Genomic DNA, 24,003 nt, shown 5'->3' with positions numbered 1-24,003 from the left:
TTAGGGTGAAACTATCACACTGCTCATCACCAACTCACCGGAAGGCAGCGTCTGCACGCTAAACGGTTGCACCTGCTCGCGAGAGTAGGCTGACGCTGCTTGTTCGTTGAACACAATCGCCACCGAATCTCCCGCAGCGACATCGCGGAGCGGAACGCTAAACAGACCATCCGCGCCTGTGGCGGTCTCCGCGATCACAGCATTATTGCGCGACAAATTGACAATCCGAATTGGCGCTTGCGGCGGCCCGCCGCCGTTCAACTGGTTATCAGTAGCGCGCACCGGTTCGACGATGTAAAATGCCAGTATCTGTTGCTGGTTGGGATTAGATGATGGTCCCGGATAGCTAGCAGTGGTAGTGGCGTCCGATGCAGGTTGCGGGGCAGGGTAGGCTACTGAAGCAGTTGGAGTTGGTTCAGGCGTTGGAGAACTAGCACATCCGGCTAACAGCAGAACGCAGAGCCAACCAATGAGTAGACGTCGCATAAGAACCTCGTTAACCAGAACGGATACACATTGCACACCTTATAGAGTATACCGCATCACTCTTGGGTAGCGTGAACCCGGATGCAGATTTCTGCGCTATTGGAGAGGTGTTCACGGTAGGATATTGCATAGATGGAAGCCTTGGTTAGGGAAAGACTCGTTCTGCGGCAAGATGGCGCATCGCTGCCCTACAAATCAAGCTAACCACATTGACAAATGTTTCGCTCGTCTGGTATACTCACCAGCGTTGTTACTAGCCTTGTCAAAATTTTAAGATATAGCAATTGATTTTGAAATTAGCATTCTATAGTTTCATTTTTGCTCGTATCGGAGTACATTTGCTAATTATGAACCATCAACGTTTTGTTGTTTTTGGAATGCGACGGGCTGGTAGTACCCTCCTTGTATCTGTATCGAATTCGCATCCACACATTTGGTGCTACAGCGAACTATATTTATCAAGGACGCTGGAAGAGCTATTTGCGACGGTTACTTAAGCCATTCGTATTGCACTATCTGCTGCTCTATCCGCACTGGGTCTACGTTACCGCCGTTTGTCAGGTCGATGGCTTCCAACTGATCGTTCATCAGAATGAAGAAATGAACCATCTTCTCGCCAAACTGATTAAGCACAACTGGCGAGTTATCTCCATTCGTCGTCGTGATACGCTGCAATGGGTCTGCTTGGAGGCAATGCCCTTCGCAACGCGCATTCCGCATCGTTATGGGCAAAACCGGCGACACGACGAGCCAATGCATCTTGTTGCCATCAAAATATGATTACATCAAAGCAAAAAGCAATCAAACGTTACCTAAACGGGATTATTCCACCAACAATAGCGGTACTAGCGCGTGGATTCGCGGTGGTTACGGCAGGGACATTATTCAGTCGCCTGCTTAGTGCAATTGCCGGCATTTTGTTGGTTCGATACTTCGATGGTCCGGCTTTATACGGGCAATATGCCACATTGATCACCACGCTAGCCTTAATGGCAAATCTCCTTGGCTTTGGCTTCGATACATGGCTCTTGCATGAGGGTGGTCGCGATCCTCATCAATTATCGTTCAATGTGCGCCGTCTGCTAGTTCTGAAGTTTATTGCTGCAAGTATCTTAATCGGCGCAATGACTATAGCTTGGTCACAGGATGGGATTAGCTGGCTCTTAATTATAGGTATGCTCGGAGTCATTGCCGAGAGTTATATTCGTACCGGCCATGTCGTATTGCATTCAGTTAATCGCAACTCTTTAGTAGCCATTCTGCAAAGTCTCGATTCCTTATTATTGTTGGCGCTCGTGCTGATCTTGATGATTTGGCCGCCGAGCGTTGCGATAGTTGTAGCTGGTCAAACGATAGTCAGTGGCATAACCCTTGTTGTGGTGGCTGTGCTCTTAGCTGAATACCTGCGCGGTTCATGGCGACCGCTGCACCTTGGCCATTTGATGCAAAGCGCTAGCTTTTTTGTGCTGTCTGATGTATTAGCTAGTATTTATTCGCAATCGCAAATTGCAATGTTGGCATTTTTTACTGATGATATAATTGTTGGCACGTTTCGTTCCGCTATTAACCTTATTTCTATGACTTTTCTTGTGCCACTTGCTATGTTTAATGTTGGTTTGCCGATGCTTAGTCGCTCTAGCCTTGATCAACGCCAGCGCCGGCAACTGTTGCTTGGTATGATTGGAATGGCCGCACTGTATGGCATAGCTATGTTTATTGGCTTTTGGTGGTTTGGTGGTGATGTGTTGCGTCTGGTATATGGAACGAAATATGATGCCACTATTCCCCTGTTAAAACCGCTAAGTATTGTGCCGCTGGCCAAGTCGCTTAGTTTTGTGGCTGTGGCGGTAATACTGGCATTAGGTGCGCAACGGCTGCGGGTGGTCATTCAAAGTATTGTTATGGTAGCAAGCCTCGTTAGCGGTTTAGTCCTGATACCTCGCTTCGGTCTTGACGGGGCAACGCTGACCTATAGCACGGTCGAAGCCGTGCTCTGCGTGTTTTATTGGGTAGGAGCCATCCATACATTGCGGATGAAACGGCTCTAATCACTGTATCGTTGCGGGCTGGATAGGGATCGCTATATTGTGTTAGGTTAGCTATGGATAAGCGAACTAAAGTCGTACAACTCATTCCGGGGTTGATTGTAGGAGATTTGGGTGGTGGTCTTGAGCTTTATAGTATTCGCTTAGCCCAAGCGTTAGATCCTTCTCAGTTTCAAGTGCAAGTAGTCAATCTCTGGCGCTTTCATCGTTCAATCGAACAAAAATGGGAAGCAGAGTTGCGAAGTTCCGGCATTGAGGTACACTATGGCGCGCCATTTGATTCACGAATGTTGCGATCCGTCTATATGGCTTGGCATCGGTTGCGTTCACTGTTTGCGGTGCTTAAGCCTGATATTGTCCATGCGCACGGCGAATATGCCGGTATCGTAGGGATGGCATTACGGTTAACCTCCGCACGCATGCGGTTGATCCGCACATGCCAAACCACACTCGAATTTCCGCGCCATCCCTCATTGCGCGTCGTTACATCGGCTCTGTACGCATTACTGGTTTCGGCGCAGGTAGGAGTCTCGGCTGATATTGTGACCAGTCTTGAGCGCCAGAAACTCGTCCGGCTCAGGCGCCAGCCAGTCTGGTTAATTCATAATGGGATCGACCTCGAACGAACTCTGAGCCAGCGTACCGGAACAAACTTGCGCGCCGAATTAGGTCTAGCGCCTGATGCGCTGCTCTTTGGCCTCGTTGGACGGCTAACTGAACAAAAAGGCATTCCTGACGCTTTACAAGCCTTTGCGCAGTTGCGGTCGCAGTTGCCACATGCGTTATTGGTCATCGTTGGATCTGGCTATGGTGCAAAGCCGCAAGCTTTGCAGGCACAGGCAACAGCACTCGGTCTCGATCAATCGGTTTTTTGGTTGGGAGCGCGGGCAGATGTGATCAATATCATAGCTAGCTTTGACGTGCTGGTCTCTTCATCGTTGTGGGAAGGATTGCCAACCGTCATTCTCGAGGCCATGGCATTAGGGACGCCAGTGGTAGCTACCGACATTCCCGGCACTCGCGATCTCATTATTCATGAGCAAACCGGCCTCTTAGTGCCACCACGCCAGCCTAGTGCGCTGGCGCAGGCAATGGTACGATTGGCCTGCGATCGAGATTTAGCTGCCCGATTAGCCTCCGCTGCCCGCGAACGCGCAACCCAATTCACAATTGAATCCGCCGCTCGCCAGTATGAACAGCTTTACCGCTTGTTGATGGGCAGAAACGGCGAATAACCCGAAAGTATTATCGAGAGTCCTATGACTCGATTTTGACCCTCAACTCACCGACATCGAGTTGTTGCCCAGCTTCAATTTTCCAAATCCGCGGTGAGCCATCGCTATTACGTACAACATCATTTAGCCCAAAAGGATCTCCCACAACAATGACATACTCCTTTGGCGGTAAATCAGGTAGGACAAAACGCCCTGCGGTATCTGTTTCCGTCGCAGGCGTGAAAGCGACATCATCGACATAAATAGCGCTCTCTTCGTTGCGAAGCACTTCAGCGAAAGCAACGCGCACGCGATAAATTGGCTTTCCGGTAATGCTTGATAGGATCCGGCCAACCACAACTGCCTGTCCACTTGCCGGGGTAGGGACAATCAGAGCGTTAGTAGGTGTGGGAGTGGATGGTGCTGCTGAGCACGCTATTAGACTGAGGAGTGCGAGCAGGATGACAATAGTGCGCAAGGGTTTCCTCCAAGGTAATAATGAGGGAAGAGCTTTCCGAGTTATAACTGCAAGAGTGAGTATGCTCTAGCATAAATCTCCCACGTCAACCCTATGACGTGCCGCTATGACCTCATATTACTCACAAGTACGATTGAATGCAAGCCTGTTACCTAGAGAACGTATGGGTGGTAGTCTATTCGTAGTATAGTCGATTCGACCGTAGATATGGTACCCTAGCTCGTGAATAAGGGTGCAGTCCGCTAACTTCCTAGGAGGTATCTCATGCGCCGGCGATTGAGCTTACTGCTGATGATCATGGCTTTACTAGTCGCTTCGGGCAATTTTGCCACTTCCGTTAGTGCGCAAAGCAGCGCCTACAACACCAATTTTATCACTTCTATCACGTATCAAAACATCAGCAACGCTAATGCAACAGTTACATTCACCTTCTATCCGCCTAGTGGCAGCTCAGCTTCACCAATCACCTTCAACCGCACGCTCGCTGCAAATGCTGGCGCATCGTTGTTTGTCGGTGGTGCATCTGAATTGAGCAGTTTCTCTGGTCAAGGATCGGCCGTTATTTCATCGGATCAGCCAATTGTTGCCACTGTCGTTCAACTCCCGCAGAGCACAACGGTGCGTAACCGCCCGCTCTCAAATGGGTTCGGCAGCAATGATGGCAGCAATAACGTCTTGATCGCGACCGTACTGAAGAATCAATTTAATCAGACGACGAAGTTCTCGATTCAGAACGCTGATACCAGTACCATCAATGTGACATTGCGGTTCTTCCGGGTCGGCGAAGCGACTGCTGTGCATACCGAAACGTTTTCGCTGAATGTTGGCACAGCTCGCTTCTTTGACGCCGGCACGATCAGTCAGCTCGGCACGAGCTTCAACGGCTCGGCAACAATTGAGGCCACGGGTAAGGTCGTTGCCACGGCGATTGAGGCAACAATCGATAGCACGTACCGGGTGAGCGCCTTCGAAGGGGTTGGCACAGCCCAATTCAGCAATACTGTCTATATGCCGAGCGCGTTGTGCGGCTTTGGCGGCAGCTTACAGCGCACCGCCTACGCTGTCCAGAATACGAGCACTACGAATTCGGCAACGGTGACGGTGAGCTATCGCGATACCAATAATAATGTTGTTGCTACGCAGAGTGCTACTATCTTGCCCGGTGGCAAGCAGAGCTTCCAAACGTGCGACGCCAGCGGCATTCCTAGCAACTACAACGGTTCGGCAGTTATTACGAGCACTGGCGCCCCCATCGTTGCTATTGGTAAGGTGTTCGCAATGGCATCTGCGACCGCTTTCCTTACGGCATTCGTTGGCTCTGGCAGCGGCGCCCAGAAGTTGGCTGCTCCGTATGTGCGCTGGACGAATACGCGCTTCGATATCAATCCGGGTAATCGCCAACGCGCGTTTATCGCTATCCAGAATGTCGGTACTGGTGCTTCAGGGAATATTCTTGTGAAGTACTTCGATCGGAATGGTGTTCTGGTAGGTACGCATACCATTAATTCAATTAATCCCGGCCAGAAGACCAATTCAAATCCAACCCAAGCAACGCTCTCGCCCAGCCAAACGCCGGATAAATTGACGGAATTTGGCTATGATGGGACGGCTATTGGTGGCAGTGCAACGATCGAATGCACAAATCCCGGTTGCCGGATCGTGGCCGTCATTCGTATCGTCTCAGCTAACTCAGCCACTAATCCGAATGATATTGTGGCAGAAGACTACAATGGTATTCCAATTAACTAAACCGTAGCCATACCAACTGGCGGCCCCCTGCCCGTATTTGGGTGGTGGGCCGCTAATCATTGTGTAATTTTATTGTAAATCACTCTTGAAGTCTCGGTCACGTGTACTTCTGTGCCGTACTATCTTCAATACATTGATGTTGGAACCGGTTCTATTCGTGGTTCTTGAGTGTTATATAACCGCAAAAATGTGAGTAATATTGCAATTGGAAATGTTGTTGCGGTAAACGCTGTGATTTCTTGTACTTTGCATAATCTTAGATAAAATTGATGGGTGCAGATTTGACTTTCAGACAAAACTCAGTACAATAACGCTTGGATATGTGTTCTTTTGTAATTGCTTGTCTCGATAAGCAGTTATTATTTTCATGTACTAAATGATTCTGAGATGTGGTCTGAAACTGCATGAAGATAATTCTCATCAATAACCATTCAATCCTCAATGCTGGCGACTACGGCATTCTTCTTCAGTCATTACGTTTGCTGGAAATGGCTTTCCCTCAGGCCGATATCGTACTTACGTTCAATGATGTGGCTTCAGCACGGGTCGCATTGCCTACATATCGTATCCATCGCTCGCCGATCAGTTGGATTTCTGAGCAAGATGCCCAGCGTAGACCCATTGGAGTTTTACCGATACTGCGGTATGTTTATCTGCTGGCGATCGTCGTTAGTGCATTGCTGTTTCGCTGGCTGAAACGGCCAGTGCGTATCTTTGGAGATCCACAAAAACAGGCGCTCTATGAAGATCTGGCAACAGCCGACATGGTTGTTGCTTGTGGCGGCGGTTATTTGTATACCAATCCGAAACAGTGGCGACCTACCGGTTGGTTTACCTTTGCGAGTTCGCTATGTTGGTGGAGCGTGTTGCTCGGTCGACCGCTCATTATGCTGCCGCAATCGATTGGCCCACTCTATGATCTGTTCCCAGCCCAATTGGTCAGATCGATTCTCCGCTATGCCAGACTCGTTTGGGTTCGTGAATCGATCTCGTTACGCCGAACACACGAATTAGGCGTTACGCAGGCTCAATTGGAACCGGATCTGGCGCTAGGGATGGAATCAGCGTCAGCGACATTGGCGCAAGCCTTATTGGCCTCGTATCTGCCAGCAATCGCTGATGCACCGATGCGCGTGGGGATCACTGCGATTGATTGGCAGCGCCAGAATGACTCATTTACTCACCAACACATATATGAGACGGCGTTGGTGGAATGTATTGATGAACTTACCGGACGTGGCGCTATAGTGGTGCTCTTCGCCCAAACTTGCGGTCCGACCGTCTTAGAAGATGATCGGTTGGTTAATCTGCGCTTGTATCAGCGCGTGCGCCATCCGCAACGAGTTGTGATGATCAATGAGATACTCCATCCAGCTCTCTTACAAGCCTTATATGGATGCATGGATTATTTCATTGCGACACGCCTTCATTCGTTCATTTTTGCCACTAATGCTGGCGTACCGGCTATCGTGATTGGTTATCTGAGTAAAAGTGCAGGCTTATTGGCAGATATGGGTGCGCTGCATCGCCATATTGATATTCGCCAGTTGACCGGTGCTAGCCTCATTGCAGCATTTGACGCTTTGCAGCGCGATGATTGCCAGCATCAACTCGATACGTATGTGCAGAATGCGCGCCAACGCCACAATGCGATAGTTCAGACACTGCGCAGGATCGCTGGTTCGTTAACAACGGTGTCCAATGATGAGCTGACAAGCTGGAAGATATGACTCACCGGATCAAAGTTGTGCAAATCGTTTCTGGCCTTGTGGTCGGAGATATTGGCGGTGGAAGCGAACTCTATGGTATTCGATTAGCCCAAGCCCTTGATCATAACCAGTTTGATGTGCATGTGGCTAGTTTGTGGCGCTACAATCGCCCGATTGAACAGTACTGGGAAGATGTGTTACGCCAGTGCGGCGTGACTGTGCATTACGGCGCTTCCTATGTGCCGCCTTTGCGATATGCGCTGCTTGCAGCCTATCGTGGGTTGCGCAAATCATTAGCGTGCCTGCGCCCCGATATTGTCAATGGTCACGCAGAATTTGCAAGTATTGTCGGCACAGCCCTTGCTATCTCTGGTATAGGGCAATATTTTATTCGGACAAGTCACTCGACGCTCGAATTTCCTCATCGTCGATACCTGCGCCCATTGATCCAGTCGATGTACGCTATGGTTGCTGCGGCCCAAGTTGGGGTTTCGCCTGTCATCGTTCAGCAACTTCAGCAGAACCCGGTGCAACGCTGGCGTAATACACCCGTTCACTATATCAGCAATGCAATCGATACCAAGCAGATAGCATTGTTGCAAGATACATGCACTATTCGAGATGAGTTGCACATCGGGTCAGAGATCCCGCTATTTGGGATTGTTGCTCGTCTGACCACTCAGAAGGGCATTCCCTACGCGCTGCAAGCGTTCGCGCAGGTGCTCGAACGCTTGCCAGCGGCGCGATTGGCGATCGTCGGCGCTGGTCCAGACGAGGAAGAACTACGTAGTTTGGCGGTGCAACTGGGTGTGGCTGATCATGTCCACTGGTTGGGCGGGCGATCAGATGCGTTGCAGATTATTGCATCGCTTGATGTGCTCGTGCTATCTTCGTTGTGGGAAGGCTTGCCAACCGTCATCTTAGAAGCGATGCTTGTCGGCACACCCGTTGTAGCCACTGCTATTCCCGGCGTAACCGAACTAGTGATCCATCAGCAAACCGGCTTGCTGGCCCCCCCTACTGATCCGAATGCGCTGGCCGCGATGATGATATTGATGATCGAGCGTCCTGAGCTAGCCCGCCAGTTCGCGGCTGCCGCTAAAGAGCATGTCAAGCAGTTCACGATCGAGCGGGCTGCTCAACAATATACCCAACTCTACCTCGACGTCATGAAGCGATAACTAAGCCCAGTGCTTATTCGGGTTGTTCTACTGGTACAGGTTTGCGCACAATCGCAACATAGTTTTTGGGGTAACCGCGAGCCGTGAACTTGATCCGCGTTTCGAGTGCGTGAAACGCAATTGATAATGTCGCAAATACGATCTTTAACAAAAGCAAGATAGGGGCGAGACCATAGCCTGCTATTCCAGCACCGATCGCACGAGGGCGGTATGGCAGATAGCGAGCCATACCGTTTAATTGATAACCCACAGTGCCAAAATACCCTTCTAACCAGTCTATTCGCTCAATGACAAAGCCGGTGGTAGTGAACAAGTATCGCAAAGCGAACTGTGTATACCGATAGAAATCGTACGGTTGTTCATGTTCCTCATAGAATAGCGGCCCAGTATAAATCATCTTACCACCCGGTTTGAGCACGCGATATAATTCGTTCAAGACTAATACCGGCTCTGGCAAGTGCTCCATCACTTGGTTAAAGACGATAACATCGAACCGGTTATCTTCAACCGGGATGCTTTTTAGGTCACACACGTAAGTTGACGGTGCATACGGCTTGTTCACCTTATGGAAATCGGCTGATTCGTAGCGGGTATGCTGGAAGAGACTACGGTATGGCGCTTCGCCGGCGCCAGCATCTAAGACGAGCGCACCTTGGGGAATGGTCGCGGCGAATGCGGCATTTTCCTGCCATAACCGGTACCGCGAAGAATTGAAGTTAAGTAATCGCTTGATCATAGTCGGATATCCTCACGTTAGCGATCTCATAGTACGTTGGTGGAACATCATGTTCACTCCACCTGCAACAAATACGCTACCAATGCTTCGATTTGGGACGGACGGAAGTCGTTGCCATAGGTGCGCGGCATTAACCCGGCTGGGTAGCCGGGGGTGAGTACGGCGTCGGGATCGACAATCTCGCGGCGCAGCCACTCGGCGGCGCTGAGGCCTTCGCCGTTAGTCGCTGCGCGGGCGCCGATGCCGGCCAGCGGCGGGCCGAGCGCGGTTGGCCCCGCTGGATCGAGGCTGTGGCAGCCGAGGCAGTAGATGGTGTAGAGCCGTTGCCCTTCGGCGACCGGGTCGGGCGGGTCAGGCCGGTTGCAGCCGCCAAAAAGCGTGATTGCGATCAGGCAGGCGGCATACACGCTAAGGCGCAATATACGGGCATTGCGGCCTTGCCGGCTTACGACCTTACGGCTGGTGTCTGGCGGTGTTGCACTCATCCCACATCCACTTCGGCAATCAGGCGATCGATCTCAGCCAGCCAGACGGCGGCGCTGGCGTCGCTCGGCGCGCGCCAGTCTCCCCGCGGCGAGAGGGCGCCGCCGGAGCCGACTTTGGGGCCGTTGGGCATAGCCGAGCGTTTGAATTGGCTGATTTGGAAGAAGCGGTAGAGGAAGACCCGCAGCCAGTGCAGGATGGTGGGTAGGTCGTAGGCTCGCCGGTCGGCAGCCGGCAAGCCTTCTGGCCACGCGCCGGCGCTGGTGTCGCCCCATGCATGCATAGCCAAGAATGCCACTTTGCTGGGCCGGAAGCCGTAGCGGGTGATGTAGTAGAGGTTGAAATCTTGCAGCGCATACGGCCCGATAATCTCTTCAGTGCGCTGGGCCGGTTTGTCGTCGCTGTTGGCCGTCGCCGGCACCAGTTCGGGCGAGATTTCGGTGGCGAGAATATCAGCCAGCACGCGGTTCGCTTCTTCACCCAATTCGCCGCTGCGAATGACATACCGGATGAGGTGCTGGATCAGCGTTTTCGGCACCGAGGCGTTGACGTTGTAGTGGGCCATTTGGTCGCCGACGCCGTAGGTACACCATCCCAACGCAAGCTCGCTAAGGTCGCCGGTTCCAACGACGATCGCATTGTGGTAGTTGGCCAGCCGGAAGAGATGCGAGGTGCGCTCGCCAGCTTGCACATTCTCGAAGGTGACGTCGTAGACCGGCGCGCCTTCGCCGGCGGGGTGGCCGAGGTCGCGCAGCATTTGCAAGGCCGAGGGCCGGATGTCGATTTCGTGCGCACTGACGCCGAGCGCAGCCATCAGGGCATGGGCATTGGTGCGGGTTTGGCTGCTGGTGGCGAAGCCCGGCATCGTGTAAGCTAGCACGTTCCGGCGCGGCAGGCCGAGCCGATCCATCGCCCGCGCGGCTACGATCAGAGCTTGGGTACTGTCGAGACCGCCCGATACGCCGATCACCACCTTTTCGACCTTGGCACTGCGCATGCGCTGGATGAGGCCATGCACCTGAATGTTGTACGCTTCGTAGCAACGCTCGTCGCGGGTGGCGGGGTCGTTGGGCACATAGGGAAAGCGCGCCACGTCACGCCGTAGATCGGTGACGATCGGCGCGGTGAGCGGTAGCGCGATCGTGCGCATCGCTCGCAACCGCTCGCGGTAGTCGCCAATGCTGTCGCTGAAGCTGGTCTGGCGCATACGATCTTGCTGCAACCGTTCCAGATCGACGTCGGCAACGATGATCTGCTCTTCGTCGCAGAAGCGTTGCGATTCGGCCAGCAGATCGCCGTTTTCGCAGATTAGGGCATGGCCATCCCACGCCAGATCGGTCGTGCTTTCGCCCAAACCCGCTGCCGAATAGAGGTACGCAGCGATCGTGCGGGCCGATTGGCCCATGCACAAGGCCCGCCGGTAGTCGGCTTTGCCGATGGTGATGTTGGAAGCCGACAAATTGCAAAGTACAGTTGCGCCGGCCAGCGCGGCGAAGGTGCTCGGCGGCAGCGGCGTCCACAAGTCTTCGCAGATTTCGACATGCACGGCTAAGCCGGGAATAGCCGGCGCTTCGTAGATTAGATCGGCACCGAACGGCACGGTCTGGCCGGCGATGCGAATCGTGTCGTTGATCGCGTCGCGGGCGGCGGCGAAGTGACGTTTTTCGTAAAATTCACGATAGTTAGGTAAATAACTCTTTGGGGTTACTCCTACGATGTGCCCGTTGCAAAGCGCAATTGCGCAGTTGAACAAGCGGCCTTCGTGGCGGAGCGGCGCACCGATGAGCAGCAGCGCGTTAAGCTCGCTGGAAGCGGCGGCAATTTCGGCCACCGCCTGCTCAACAGCGTCGAGCAAAGCGGTCTGTTGGAAGAGGTCGTCGTTGCTGTAGGCCGAGATCCCTAGTTCGGGGAAGAGCACGAGCACTGCGCCGGCAGCGGCGGCGCGGCGAGCGAGGGCGATAGTGCGCTCAGCGTTAAACGCCGGCTCGGCGATGCGCACCGCCGGGATAGCGACGGCGAGGCGGGCGAAGCCGTGGCGGTAGATCGATTGGAACGGATGGGTGTGGTTCATAGGCGGATCATGAGGCGCAGACCTGATGGCAATCTGCGCCGGTTATGCTAAGGATGGCTAAGCGTATGATACCGCATTCGCGAGGGAATTGGCGCTGGGAGAGCGCAAAGCAAGCCAAGACGCAGAGATTCTTAACGCAAAGGCGCCAAGGACGCAGAGGGCGCGAAGGTGTGGGAAAGGGTTATCCGCAACATGCCCTCAGCGTCCGTTATGGAGGCAACCGGTTGCCTCCACTCCAGCCCTCCCCCGTTTAAGGGCAGACAGAATGCATGTGCATAGGTGTGGTTGATGGCTTTGAGATACGCTCGTGTCCCCTCACCCCCAGCCCCTCTCCCACTGGCGCGGGAGAGGGGAGTCCGATTCAGTCCGTGCCGGCATCCTTCCCGCGTGAGCAGGAGATTACTTCGCCGCGCGGAGCGCGGCTCGCAATGACAACATAGGAGCGGGAGATGGCATACCGCTTGCCGCAGGCGCGGTACAATAGATGAGGTTCATTCGGCGGGCAGAATCTTATGCGATGAGCAAGTGTGGCTGCAAGTTGCCGCACCGCCTGCGAGCTTGGGCGTAGATTGGGAAGGAGCGAACGATGACCGTAGCGGGAGAGGGGCCGTTGGCAACGCTGCCGTTTCGCTTGTTGATCAATGGCGAGTGGCGTGAGGCGGAGAGTGGCGCGACCTTTGCGGTGGTTAATCCGGCGAATGGTACGGTGTTGGGGTATGTGCCTGACGCTGGCGTGGCCGAGACGCGGCTGGCGATTGCGGCGGCGGTGGCGGCGCAGCCGGGGTGGGCAGCGACTCCGGCTGGCGAGCGGGCGGCGCTGTTGCGCCGGGTGGCAGGGTTGATGTTGGAACGGCAGCAAGAGCTGGCGACGATTATGACCCTCGAACAAGGCAAGCCGCTGGCCGAGGCGCGAGGTGAGATCGCCTACGCGGCGAGTTTTCTCAGTTGGTTTGCCGGCGAAGCCGAGCGCATCTATGGGATGACCATCCCGGCTTCGACTAACGCCAAGCGAATTATGGTCTTGCGCCAGCCGGTCGGGGTGGTGGCGATGATTACGCCGTGGAACTTTCCCAGCGCGATGATTACCCGCAAGCTGGGGCCGGCCCTCGCTGCCGGCTGTACGGTGATCGCAAAACCTGCTGAGCAGACGCCGCTCTCGGCGCTGGCGCTCGGCCAACTCTTTACCGAGGCCGGCGCGCCTCCCGGCGTGGTCAATATCATCACCTGCCAAAACCCGCGTCCTTTTGCCGACACGATCTTCGCCGACACCCGCGTGCGCAAGATTAGCTTCACCGGCAGCACCGAAGTCGGCAAGGAACTGATGCGCCGCTCGGCGGATACGCTCAAGCGGGTGTCGCTGGAGTTAGGCGGCAATGCGCCGTTTATCGTCTTTGCCGATGCTGATCTCGATGCGGCGGTGCGCGGCGCGATCGCCTCGAAGTTTCGCAACGCTGGCCAAACCTGCGTCTGCGCGAACCGGATCTTTGTCCAGCGCCCGATCTATGCCGAGTTTGCCGAACGGTTCGCCGCCGAGGTGGCCCGGTTGACGGTTGGCGACGGTTTGCAGCCGGGGGTGAACATCGGCCCGCTGATTGACGAGCAGGCTCGCCGCAAGGTCGAGCGCCACGTGCATGATGCGCTCACCGCCGGGGCGCGAGTGGTGGTTGGCGGCGGCCCGGCCCCGCTCGGCGGCAATTTCTGGCTGCCGACCGTGCTGCTCGATGCGCGCAGCGATATGCTCGTCGCTCGCGAAGAGACATTCGGCCCGGTCGCGCCGCTTATCCCCTTCGATGATGAGGCGGAGGTGATCCGGATGGCGAACGACACGCCTTACGGGTTGGCCGCCTACGCATTCACCCGCGATGTGGGCCGGGTCTGGCGGTTGGCTGAAGGGTTAGAATACGGTATCATCGGGATTAACGATCCGATCCCTTCGACCGCGCAAGCGCCGTTCGGCGGCGTCAAGCAGAGCGGGATCGGGCGCGAGGGCGGGCCGACCGGGATTGATGAGTATCTTGATATCAAATACGTTTCGATTGGGATTTGAGCGGGCGGTTTGGGTTGGTCTCGTCTTGGCCTTTGCTCAAGCGATGCCAGAGACGGGAACGGGGGATAAACGGAAGCATGGCCGGAACAATAGCTGATGATCGCCTCGATGTGGTGGTGATTGGGGCCGGCGCGGCGGGGTTGGCGGCGGCCCGCACCTTGCACGACGCCGGCGCGCGGGTGGCGGTGGTCGAGGCGCGGCCCCGGATTGGCGGACGAATCTGGACGGAGCGCAGTTGCGGGCGGTACCCGATTGAGCTGGGGGCCGAGCTGATCCATGGTGCGCAGACGAGCACGGTCGAGCTGGCGGAAGCGGCTGGGTTGACGCTTGACGAGGTGGATCGGTACAACGGCTTGCGCTGGGGCGCGCCGGCCCGTCCGGTCAACGAGTTGCCGCCAGACGATCCGGCGCGGCAGGCGATTGGGCAAGCGCGCGCGGTGTGGGGCGGGTTGGCCGCGCGTTATCCCGATGGTGCTGCCGATCGTTCATTAGCCGATGAATTACGGTACAACGGTTTGACCCCAGCCGCCATTGCGATTGCCGATGTGGTGCTGGCGCAGACCTGCTGCGCCGAAGCCGAGTCGCTCAGTTGCCTCGACGCGGCCCGCGAGCAACGGGTCGATCGGGCCGGGCCGCGCGAATTTAGGCTGCGCGAGCGGTACGATACCCTCTTGGCGTGGCTGGCCCGCGATCTCGATCTGCGCCTCGGCCAGCCGGTGCGGGCGATCCGCGATCACGGCGACCGGGTGACAGTGGATACAACCGCTGGCATCATAACCGCACGGCGCTGCATCATCACTGTGCCGGTAGCCGTGCTGGCCGCCGGGATGATCCGTTTCGATCCCCCGCTCTCGGCCCGCAAACAGGCGGCGATCGCCGCCTTCCGCACGCGCCCGGCGACGAAACACTTCTTCTGGTTCGATGCTCCGCTGTGGGACGCCGGCTTTGCCTACGCCGCCCACAACGGCCTCTTTGCCCGCTGGTGGACGCCGGCCCATCCCGATCTGGCCGCGCCGCTGCTTTGCAGTTACGTCACCGCCGAGCGCGCGGCGGCGCTCGACCGCTTAGCTGACGAGACGGTGCGCGAGTTGGGGTTGGCGGAACTGGGCCAGTTGCTGGGCCGCGACGATGTGGCGGCGCACTGTGTGGGCTTCCGGCGCTACCGCTGGGCCGCCGACGAATATGCCCGCGGCGGGTATGCCCATCTGCCGCCGGGAATGGCGTGGGCGCGGCCAGTGTTGGCGGCAGCGGAAGGCAATCTGCATTTCGCCGGCGAAGCCACCGCCCACGACAGCAACCCGCAGACAGTGCATGGCGCAATCGACAGCGGGCGGCGGGCCGCCCACGAATGTTTAAGATAGCGTAAAGATAATGTAGAGACGCACGGCCGTGCATCTCCCAACGGCCGTGCGTTTCCACCACCGCCAATAACGACAACGTGAGGATAGCATGCCCAACGACACCACCATCGACCGGTTACGGGCCGCATTGCGCGCCGCTGGCATTCCGGCCACCGAATCCGATTTTGCCGGCATCATCGAAAAGGGCTTTCTCAGCCGCCTGCCCGACGTCGAACGGCTGCTCGACGCGGTGGATCACGAACAGTTGCCTGATATGCTCGATGCGGCCAGCCTGCCGCCAGCGGCCAGCCCGCCCAACGGCGGCCTGCCGGCGAGCGATGACCCGACGACGATCCTCGGCATTGCCAGCCAATTGCAGCGGCGAACGGTCTCGGCGGTGGAGCTGGCTGAGCAGGCGTTGGAGCGGATTGCCGAGCATGATGCCGAGTTGAACGTCTTCCAGATCGTGATGGCCGAGAGCGCGCTAGCCGATGCCCGCGCCGCCGATGCCGAACTGGCAGCGGGCAAGGTGCGCAGTCCGCTGCACGGCGTGCCGGTGGCGGTGAAGGATCTGTTCGACGTAGCCGGCTACCCAACGGCGGCAGGTTCGCGGATTCGCGCCGGCGTGATGGCGGCCACCGATTCGACTGTTGTCGAGCGATTGCGCGCCGCTGGCGCGGTGATCATCGGCAAAACCCGCATGTCGGAGTTCGCCTACTCACCCGGCTCGAACAACGCGCACTACGGCCCGACGGCTAACCCCTACGATCGCCAGCGCGATAGCGGCGGCAGCAGCAGCGGTAGCGGGGTGGCAACCGCAACCGGCATGGCGTTTGCCGCGATCGGCACCGACACCGGCGGCTCGATCCGCATTCCGGCGGCCCACTGCGGGATCGTGGGTCTCAAGCCGACCCATGGCCGGGTGAGTCTGGCCGGCGGCTTTACCCTCTCGTGGTCGCTGGATCATGCCGGGCCAATGACGCGCACCGTCGCCGACGCGGCGCTGGTGCTGAGCGTGATCGCCGGGCCTGATCCGCGCGATCCGCGCACCTTGCGCCCAGCGCCCGACTTTACCGGCGGCGGGTTGGTGGCCGGCGTGCGCAACCTGCGCGTAGGTTTGGTCACTGCTGACGGCAGCGGGCAAGCGCTGGCCGGCCCCGCCGAGCTAGCGGCGATGCAGCGCGCTGCCGATGCACTGGCCGGCCAAGGGGCAATCGTGACGCCGATCGATGTGCCTGAACTGGAAGAGCTGCGCTTGCTCAATCAGGCGCTGCTGGCGATGGAGGCGGCGGCGCTGCATCTGCCATGGCTGCGCACCCGGCTCGACGACTATGGCGAGTTTATGCGCCACCGCATTCTGGCAGCCTTTATCTATTCGCCGGCTGATGTGACGCGGGTGCAGCAGGCGCGGGCGGCGTTGCGACGGCGGGTAGCGGCGCGCTTGGCCGACGTTGATCTGCTGATCACACCGGTTGTACCCGGCCCGGCGCCAGCGTTAGGAGTACCGACCCCAACCTCATTCACCGGGCCGTGGAACTTCCTCGGCTGGCCAGCGCTAAGCTTGCCGGCGGGGATGGGTGATGACGGCGTACCGCGCGCGGCGCAACTGGTGGCTCGCCCGTGGAACGAACCGCTGCTGCTGCGGGCGGCTTTCGCTGCTGAACAGGTGCTAGGCCGGCTGACGCCATCTCTGTAACACGGCGCGCTATGCTACAATTGGCACCGCGCTGCACAACGTTGAAGCGGCGCAAGCAGCATTGAGGAGCGGCTGCAATGTTTCGTACAGTACTTGTTGCGAACCGCGGCGAGATTGCGTTGCGTGTGATGCGCGCCTGCCGCGAATTGGGTCTGCGCTGCGTGGCCGTCTATTCAGAGGCCGATCGCGATGCGCCCCATGTGGCTTATGCCGATGATGCTTATCTGATTGGCCCGCCATCGCCGGCAGAGAGCTACTTGAACATCGAAGCGATTATTCGCGCTGCCAAGGCCACCGGCGCCGAGGCGATCCATCCCGGTTACGGGTTTCTAGCTGAAAACCCCAACTTTGTGCGGGCCGTCACGGCGGCTGGGTTGGTCTTTATTGGCCCGCCGGCGGAAGCGATGGAGCGCATGGGCGGCAAGACGGCGGCCCGGCGCGAAGCGGCAGCGGCGGGTGTGCCGCTGGTGCCCGGCGTGCTTGAGCCGGTGGCCGATGCGGCTGAAGTGAAGCGGTTGGGGAAGGAGTTTGGCTACCCGATCGCGATTAAGGCGGTTGGCGGCGGCGGCGGGCGCGGTTTGCGGGTGGTGCGCTCGCCGGAAGAGGTGGAAGAGGCGTTTGCGGCGGCCCGCCGCGAAGCCGAGGTCGCCTTCAAGAACGGTGAACTTTATGTCGAGAAGTACCTCGACGACCCGCGCCACATCGAGATACAGGTGCTGGCCGATGGCTACGGCAATGCGGTGGCGCTCGGCGAACGCGACTGCTCGGTGCAGCGCCGCCACCAGAAGCTGATCGAGGAGTGCCCTTCACCGGCGCTGACCCCTGAACTGCGCGCTGAGATGGGGGCGGCGGCGGTGCGTCTGGCTAAAGCGGTCGGCTATGTCAGCGCCGGGACGCTTGAATTTCTCTATCAAGATGGGCGGTACTACTTCCTTGAGATGAACACCCGCATTCAGGTCGAGCACACAGTGACCGAGATGGTCTACGGCGTCGATCTGGTAGCGGCCCAAATCAGGATCGCCCAAGGCGAGAAGCTATGGTTGAAGCAAGAAGACCTTGTGCCGCGCGGGCACGCGATTGAATGCCGGATCAACGCTGAAGACCCGCTGCACAACTTCCGCCCGGCGCTGGGTGCGATCGGCGAGTACCGCGAGCCGGTGGGGCTAGGGGTGCGGGTGGATAGCGGGGTGCGGGCTAATTACACCGTGCCATCGCACTACGACTCGCTACTGGCGAAGCTGATTACGTGGGGAGCCGACCGCAACGAGGCGATTGCGCGCATGCGGCGGGCGCTCACCGAGTACCGCATCGAAGGCGTCACCACGATCATCCCCTTCCACCTTGCTGCCCTCGAACACCCGGTCTTCGTGGCTGGCGCGGCGACGGTCAACTTCATTCCACGCCACCCGGAGCTGCTCACCCGCACGGCGGAGCTGATGCCGCCAGCGGCAACGCCGGCTCCGGCAGAACCGGCCCCCGAACCACGCCGGTTTACGGTGGAAGTGAACGGGCGGCGGTTTGGGGTGGCGGTGTTCGGCGATGGTATGAGCCTTGTTCCGCCCCATCCGACTGCGGTGCGCGGCCCTGCGCCGCGCCGGGTGGCGCCGAAGAAGGCGGCGCTGGCCGCGCCGGTTGATGGCGTAATCAGCCCCATCCAAGGCCGGGTAGTGGCGGTGCGGGTGGCCCACGGCCAGCAGGTCGAAGCCGGCCAAGTGTTGTTCATCGTGGAAGCGATGAAGATGGAAAACGAGATCGCCGCCCCGCACAGCGGTACGATCGGCGAAGTGCGGGTCGAAGTCGGCGCGACGGTCGAAGCCGGCGCCGTGTTAGCGACCTACCAAACCACCGGATAAAATGCCCCCGTAGAGCCGCACGGCCGTGCGGCTCCAATTATATCAACGTGATCTGGATCACCCCCGTCAGGCCGGTGATCAACGCAATCTGGATCATCCCATCGCGCCGCACAGCCGTGCGGCGCAACGATTTTTTTGGTATCATCACCGTAGGATCAGCGTGATTTCCCGACACAGGAGGTCCCCATGTCCGAACGGCCATGGATCGAATTATTTCCCGGCGTATTCCGGCGGCGCATTGCCTTGACCGGGCGGATGTACCAGATGGCAGTGCGGCTAGAGGAGGGTAGTCACGTACCGTTGCACAGCCATCCCGAAGATCAGGTGGCGTATGTCGTGAGCGGTCGCTTGCGCTTTCAGCTTGGCGACGAGCTGATCGAAGCCGCTGCCGGCAGTTCGATCGCTATCCCCGGCGGCACGCCGCATGCAGTCTGGACGCTAGAAGAGACGTTGGCGATCGACACCTTTAGTCCGCCGCGGGCCGACTATTTGGCGGCTGATGGTGATCGGTGAGGTTGTGGTTGCGCATTAATGCGCGCCAAACCACCTTGACAGCAGCGCCAACAACCCGCACACCCGTTCGCGCAGCTCGTCGCGCGCGGCGATAAAGGCGGTGTAGCGTTGGTCATCGTCGCCAGTCGCCGCCGCCGGGTCGGCAATACTCCAGTGAATCTGGCGAGCAGCGGCCGGCCAGACCGGGCACTCTTCGCGGGCAATGTCGCACACGGTGACGATGACCTGCGGTTGCTGATCGAGGATCGCTTCAATCGGTTTGGCGGTCTGCTGATCGATCGGTACGCCAACCGCTGCCATCACAGCAATGGCCAGCGGGTGGATCGGTTGCGGTTGGGTGCCGGCGCTCACGGCCCGCACCTGTCCGCCGCTCAGCGCGCGCAGCCAGCCTTCGGCCATTTGCGAGCGGGCGCTGTTGGCGCGGCACAAGAACGCGACCGTGACGGGGGGCAACGGCGGCGGGGTTGGTTCCGGCAGGGCCAATTCGTGCCCAATTTGGGCGAGCAAGGCCGTGAGCGCGGCGAGGTGCAAGCTGTAGTAGACCACTCTGCCATCAGCGTCGCTGCGGTGGGCATTGACCAACCCAGCTTGCCGCAGCATATTCAGGTGGTACGAAACCAGATTTTGGGCCAGACCAGTTGCCGCCACCAATTCAGCGACTTGCCGGTCGCTGTCGCGCAGGACGGTGATGAGTTTCCAGCGGGTTTCGTCGGCCAACAGGCGCAACCCGTTCAACGCTGATGCTGGTTGTAGCTCGGTCATGGTCGTGCAGCCGGCAAGCGGAATCAATGTAGCCGGTATGGTACCAGAGACCGCTAGTATCGGCAAGGATCACGCTGTGACATCGATGCTCCCGATCGCGGCTGAATATCCGCTCTGGGCAGACTATGCCCAGCTCACTGCTCACTTGCCGCCGCCGGTGATCCGCAATCCGGCGCAGCCGTTGGTGAGTATTGTGGTGCCGTCGCTGAATCAAGGGCGCTACATTGGCGATACGCTGCGCAGCATTTTGGCGCAAGAATATCCCAATCTGGAAGTGTGGGTGATCGACGGCGGCAGCAGTGATGAGACGCCAGCGGTGTTGCGCGCGTTTGCCGGCGATGCGCGGGTGCAGGTGGTGGTGGGCAAAGATGCCGGCCAAGCCGATGCGATTAATCGCGGTTGGGCGCGGGCGCGCGGGTCGGTGTTGGCATGGCTCAATAGTGACGATACCTACTTGCCGGGGGCGATTGCTTCACAGGTGGCGGCGTTGCAAGCCCATCCGGCGGCGGTCGCCGTCTACGCCGATGCGCTCTACACCGATGCGGCGGGCCAACCGTTGCGCACCATCGCGGCCCGCCCCTACCATCCACTCGCCCTGCTGCGCTTGCTCATCCCCATCCAGCCGACGGTCTTTATCCGCCGGGCAGCGGTCGGGCTAGCCGGCCCGCTCGATCTGCGCATGCGCTACGCGCTGGATACTGCGTATTGGGTGCGGTTGGCCCAACTCGGCTCGTTTCAACCTACGTCTGCTGTGGTGGCGACCTACCGGCTGCACGCCGCTTCGAAGACCGTGGCGCAGTTTGCCGGTTTTTACCGCGAATGGTTGCAAATTGCCGAGCAGACTTTTACCGCGATGCCAGAGCTGTCGCCGGCGCGGCGCGAGGTGTTGGCCGATATTTACGCGGCGATGGCCAACCTCGAAGCGCGTAACGGCTCGCTACGCGCGGCGCTGCGCTACGCAGCATACACATTGACGCTGGCCGGCTGGCGGCCCCGCTTGGCCAAGACGCCGCTGATGTTGCTGGATCGCGTGCTCGGCAGCGATCTCGCCGAGCGGGCCGGTAGTTGGTGGGGCAGGCAAACACGCGGGTAGAGTCATGGGTTTACCGCAGAGGGCGCAGGGGAAATGTAACCGCAGAGGACGCGGAGGGCGCAGGGGGTTGCGTTCTCCTCTGCGTCCTCTGCGCTGTCTGCGGTAAACCCATCAATCACTCGCCGAAACGCGGAGAACGGGGAGAGGGAATATTACCACAGAGACACCGAGGACGCAGAGGGAAGATGCGCGCCGTAGGTCGCCCCACCCTCTGCGTCCTCTGCGCTCTCTGCGGTAAAACCATCAATCACTCGCCGAAACGCGGAGAACGGGGAGAGGGAATGTTACCACAGAGACGCAGAGGACGCAGAGGACGCAGGGGATTACGTTCTCTTCTGCGTCCTCTGCGCTGTCTGCGGTAAAACCTCAACCATCCGCAGAGAGCGTTCAAGGGCGGACAGAACCTCCGATCCGGCACCCGGCCCTGAAGGGCCGGGCTAGGGTTACGAAGCCCGCTGCGCGGGCTGCTAGCCCTCACCCCCAGCCCCTCTCCCACTAGCGCGGGAGAGGGGCGTGCAAAGCCGGGTGTTGAGGCATTGCACCGCGATCAACGGATGTGACCGAGCACATGTCCTGTCCGCCCATCAATAGAGAGCGAAAGGAGTGTACGTTCTCACGTTCTCCTCTGCACTCGCTACGGTAAACCCTCTCTGCGTCCCCTGCGCCCCCTGCGGTAAAACCTCTTCTGCGCCCCTTGCGGTCAAAACCTCAATCACTCGCCGAAACGCGGAGAACGGGGAGAGGGAATATTACCACAGAGACGCAGAGGACGCAGAGGGAAGATGCGCGCCGTGGGTCGCCCCACCCTCTGCGTCCCCTGCGCCCCCTGCGGTTCATGAACCGCTTACGGGCGCAAGAGCCGGCGTCCGGCAAGCACCGCGCCAGCGGCGAGTGCCCCTGCTCCCAACACCAGCGGCCCCCAACGGCGCTGCTTGGTGTCGGCCAGCACCACGCGGGCCGTGTTATAGCCGCTCGCGCCAAAGACGCCACCACCGGGATGGGTGCTGGCGCCGGTCAGGTAAAGACCGCGGATCGGCGTGCGGTAGCCGGCCAGTTCCGGCAGCGGGCGGAAGAAGAACATCTGGTCAAAGCTCATCTCGACGTGCATCACGTTCCCGTGCAGCAACCCGATCCGCCGCTCAAGGTCGAGCGGGCTTTGGATAAAGCGGTCAATAATCTTGCCGCGCATATTGGGCGCGTAGCGGTAGAGCACTTCGAGGATCGAGTCGGCGACCGATTCGCGGATATCATCCCACTGGCGGCCATCGCTGAGCTTGTAGGGGAAGTATTGCGACCACAAGAAGACGGTGTGCTTGCCGGGAGGGGCGACATCGGGATCGATGGCCGAGAAGGTCATTGCGATCACCGCCGGATCGCGGCTCGGTTCGCCGCGCAGATAGTCTTCGTAGGCCCGGCGCACATAGTTCATACTGGGGCTAAGCAACTGCAAGCCGTGATGGCTTTCGTGCGGGCGACCATAGCTGCGGGCTGCGGTGTAGTCGGGCAACTCCTCGGCGGCGCAACGCACCGTCATCCCAAAGCCGTTGCCGATGCGGATATGATTGAGCCGGCGCACCAGATCGGCGCTGAGGTGGTCGGGGCCGACCAGTTGCAGGAAGGTAGTCAGCACGTGCGCATTCGAGACCACGATCGGGGCCGAGTAGCGCTGGCCGTCGGCGGTCTCAACCCCTTGCACCCGCCCGTTTTGGACAATGATCCGGCGCACGGGGGCGTCGAGCACAACCTCGCCACCCATGGCTTTGAGCGAGCGGGCCATAGCTTGCGTCAACATACCTGATCCACCGCGCGGATGCTTGGCCCCGCTGTAGTGCAGCATCGCATGCCAGCCGAAAAAGTCGCCGGCGCCGATCTCGTCCGGCGGCGGGCCGCTCTGCGCGGCCAGCCACGTCATCGCTGCCCGCATTGCCTCGCTCTCAAAGGTCTCTTCAATCAACTGAGCATAACTGGTGAAGAGACGGCGGGTCACTTCCAGCACCTGCTGCTCGGCCTTGGGCAAGCGCGGAATGCTCGACGCCACCTTACCGAACAGGCGCGTCACCGAGGGCGGATTGAGGAAGACATCGAACACCGCCTCGTTCAGCGGCGTCCAGAAGTCAAGGAAGCGTCGGTAGGCTTCGGCGTCGCGCGGGCTGACGGTAGCGATGCTCTGGCACGTGCGCTCGACATCGCGGTAGAAGTAGATCGCGCCGCTCCCGTCGGGCAGGGGGTAGAAGGCGTACGGATCCATGTCGATGTACTCGAGGCCGTGCCGTTCGAGTTCGAGGTCGCGCACGATTGGAGTGAGATGTATCATGATGTGGGCCGACGAGCCGACATCGATCTTGTAGCCGGGGATGACCTCTTCGGTGCAGACGGCGCCGCCGACGATGGGTCGTCGTTCGAGCACGAGCACGCGCTTCCCCGCTTTGGCGAGATAGCCGGCGCAGGTAAGGCCGTTGTGGCCTCCGCCGACGACGATCACGTCATAATCGGTTGCTGATGGCATGGGTTCCCTCTATCTGTAACACGTTACAGATGTAGTATACC

19 protein-coding genes are annotated in these 24,003 nt (G+C 58.7%); 12 read left to right on the top strand and 7 right to left on the bottom strand.

The genetic code is table 11. The features are described from left to right. Nucleotides 1-486: a hypothetical protein gene (locus tag A6A03_RS03305; RefSeq protein ID WP_066783537.1), complete on the bottom strand. Its 486-nt coding sequence runs from the start codon at nt 484-486 to the stop codon at nt 1-3. A gap of 480 nt (nt 487-966) precedes the next feature. On the opposite strand from A6A03_RS03305, the gene A6A03_RS20270 reads away from it, so the two are divergent. From A6A03_RS20270 to A6A03_RS03295, 3 genes are read left to right on the top strand one after another with little or no spacing between them, the layout of a single operon-like run. Continuing rightward, on the top strand, nt 967-1,266 hold the full coding sequence (locus A6A03_RS20270) for a hypothetical protein (RefSeq protein ID WP_172812278.1): 300 nt from the start codon (nt 967-969) through the stop codon (nt 1,264-1,266). Continuing rightward, nucleotides 1,263-2,534 (top strand): lipopolysaccharide biosynthesis protein, encoded by a 1,272-nt coding sequence (locus A6A03_RS03300; RefSeq protein WP_066783534.1) that lies wholly within the window; start codon nt 1,263-1,265, stop codon nt 2,532-2,534. Before A6A03_RS20270 ends, A6A03_RS03300 begins: the two co-directional genes overlap by 4 nt. Nucleotides 2,535-2,587: 53 nt before the next feature. Continuing rightward, a complete protein-coding gene (locus A6A03_RS03295; protein WP_066783533.1) occupies nt 2,588-3,766 on the top strand; it encodes a glycosyltransferase family 4 protein in 1,179 nt (392 codons plus the stop codon). Between the two features lie 22 nt (nt 3,767-3,788). Here A6A03_RS03295 and A6A03_RS19935 read toward each other — a convergent pair whose 3' ends face one another. Beyond that, complete coding sequence (locus A6A03_RS19935) at nt 3,789-4,103, bottom strand: hypothetical protein (RefSeq protein ID WP_245668804.1); 315 nt, start codon at nt 4,101-4,103, stop codon at nt 3,789-3,791. Between the two features lie 384 nt (nt 4,104-4,487). Between A6A03_RS19935 and A6A03_RS03290 the strand changes: the two genes are divergently transcribed. The 3 genes from A6A03_RS03290 to A6A03_RS03280 all read left to right on the top strand — a co-directional run bounded on the left by A6A03_RS03290 (nt 4,488) and on the right by A6A03_RS03280 (nt 8,862). Beyond that, a complete protein-coding gene (locus A6A03_RS03290) occupies nt 4,488-5,972 on the top strand; it encodes a hypothetical protein (RefSeq protein ID WP_066783532.1) in 1,485 nt (494 codons plus the stop codon). A gap of 404 nt (nt 5,973-6,376) precedes the next feature. Next, a complete protein-coding gene (locus A6A03_RS03285) occupies nt 6,377-7,702 on the top strand; it encodes a polysaccharide pyruvyl transferase family protein (RefSeq protein WP_066783531.1) in 1,326 nt (441 codons plus the stop codon). Continuing rightward, on the top strand, nt 7,699-8,862 hold the full coding sequence (locus A6A03_RS03280) for a glycosyltransferase family 4 protein (protein WP_066783530.1): 1,164 nt from the start codon (nt 7,699-7,701) through the stop codon (nt 8,860-8,862). Before A6A03_RS03285 ends, A6A03_RS03280 begins: the two co-directional genes overlap by 4 nt. Nucleotides 8,863-8,875: 13 nt before the next feature. Here A6A03_RS03280 and A6A03_RS03275 read toward each other — a convergent pair whose 3' ends face one another. Genes A6A03_RS03275 through A6A03_RS03265 form a run of 3 tightly spaced genes read right to left on the bottom strand, consistent with a single transcriptional unit; the run spans nt 8,876 to nt 12,152 of the window. After that, nucleotides 8,876-9,598 carry a class I SAM-dependent methyltransferase gene (locus A6A03_RS03275; protein WP_066783529.1) on the bottom strand — a complete coding sequence of 241 codons (723 nt, stop codon included), beginning with the start codon at nt 9,596-9,598 and terminating at the stop codon, nt 8,876-8,878. A 53-nt stretch (nt 9,599-9,651) separates the two neighbouring features. Then, on the bottom strand, nt 9,652-10,083 hold the full coding sequence (locus A6A03_RS03270) for a c-type cytochrome (protein WP_066783528.1): 432 nt from the start codon (nt 10,081-10,083) through the stop codon (nt 9,652-9,654). Beyond that, entirely contained in the window at nt 10,080-12,152 is a 2,073-nt protein-coding gene (locus A6A03_RS03265; RefSeq protein ID WP_066783527.1) for an NAD(+) synthase, read from the bottom strand. Before A6A03_RS03265 ends, A6A03_RS03270 begins: the two co-directional genes overlap by 4 nt. Nucleotides 12,153-12,738: 586 nt before the next feature. On the opposite strand from A6A03_RS03265, the gene A6A03_RS03260 reads away from it, so the two are divergent. From A6A03_RS03260 to A6A03_RS03240, 5 genes are all read left to right on the top strand, one after another. Further along, a complete protein-coding gene (locus A6A03_RS03260) occupies nt 12,739-14,199 on the top strand; it encodes an NAD-dependent succinate-semialdehyde dehydrogenase (RefSeq protein WP_066783525.1) in 1,461 nt (486 codons plus the stop codon). Next, the gene (locus A6A03_RS03255) at nt 14,196-15,560 is read left to right on the top strand and encodes a flavin monoamine oxidase family protein (protein WP_342673053.1); all 1,365 of its coding nucleotides are present in this window, start codon (nt 14,196-14,198) and stop codon (nt 15,558-15,560) included. Before A6A03_RS03260 ends, A6A03_RS03255 begins: the two co-directional genes overlap by 4 nt. Before the next feature lie 88 nt (nt 15,561-15,648). Next, on the top strand, nt 15,649-17,235 hold the full coding sequence (locus tag A6A03_RS03250) for an amidase (protein ID WP_082908912.1): 1,587 nt from the start codon (nt 15,649-15,651) through the stop codon (nt 17,233-17,235). A gap of 77 nt (nt 17,236-17,312) precedes the next feature. Continuing rightward, on the top strand, nt 17,313-19,088 hold the full coding sequence (accC, locus tag A6A03_RS03245; protein WP_066783521.1) for an acetyl-CoA carboxylase biotin carboxylase subunit: 1,776 nt from the start codon (nt 17,313-17,315) through the stop codon (nt 19,086-19,088). Nucleotides 19,089-19,274: 186 nt separating this feature from the next. Further along, nucleotides 19,275-19,601, top strand: coding sequence for a cupin domain-containing protein (locus A6A03_RS03240; protein ID WP_066783519.1), 327 nt, complete (start codon nt 19,275-19,277; stop codon nt 19,599-19,601). Between the two features lie 15 nt (nt 19,602-19,616). Here A6A03_RS03240 and A6A03_RS03235 read toward each other — a convergent pair whose 3' ends face one another. Further along, nucleotides 19,617-20,363, bottom strand: a complete 747-nt coding sequence (locus A6A03_RS03235) for a metalloregulator ArsR/SmtB family transcription factor (RefSeq protein ID WP_066783516.1) — start codon at nt 20,361-20,363, stop codon at nt 19,617-19,619. 85 nt (nt 20,364-20,448) lie between these two features. Here A6A03_RS03235 and A6A03_RS03230 point away from each other — a divergent pair, with 85 nt between their 5' ends. After that, entirely contained in the window at nt 20,449-21,456 is a 1,008-nt protein-coding gene (locus tag A6A03_RS03230) for a glycosyltransferase family 2 protein (protein ID WP_066783514.1), read from the top strand. 844 nt (nt 21,457-22,300) lie between these two features. On the opposite strand, the gene A6A03_RS03225 is transcribed toward A6A03_RS03230, so the two are convergent. Further along, complete coding sequence (locus tag A6A03_RS03225; RefSeq protein WP_066783513.1) at nt 22,301-23,962, bottom strand: phytoene desaturase family protein; 1,662 nt, start codon at nt 23,960-23,962, stop codon at nt 22,301-22,303. Nucleotides 23,963-24,003 lie beyond the last annotated feature (41 nt).

The sequence above is a fragment of the Chloroflexus islandicus genome (assembly GCF_001650695.1).
GTDB classification, from domain to species: Bacteria; Chloroflexota; Chloroflexia; order Chloroflexales; family Chloroflexaceae; genus Chloroflexus; species Chloroflexus islandicus.
The sequence above is the reverse complement of the archived record's forward strand: the minus strand, read 5'-3'. Positions and strand labels throughout refer to the sequence as shown.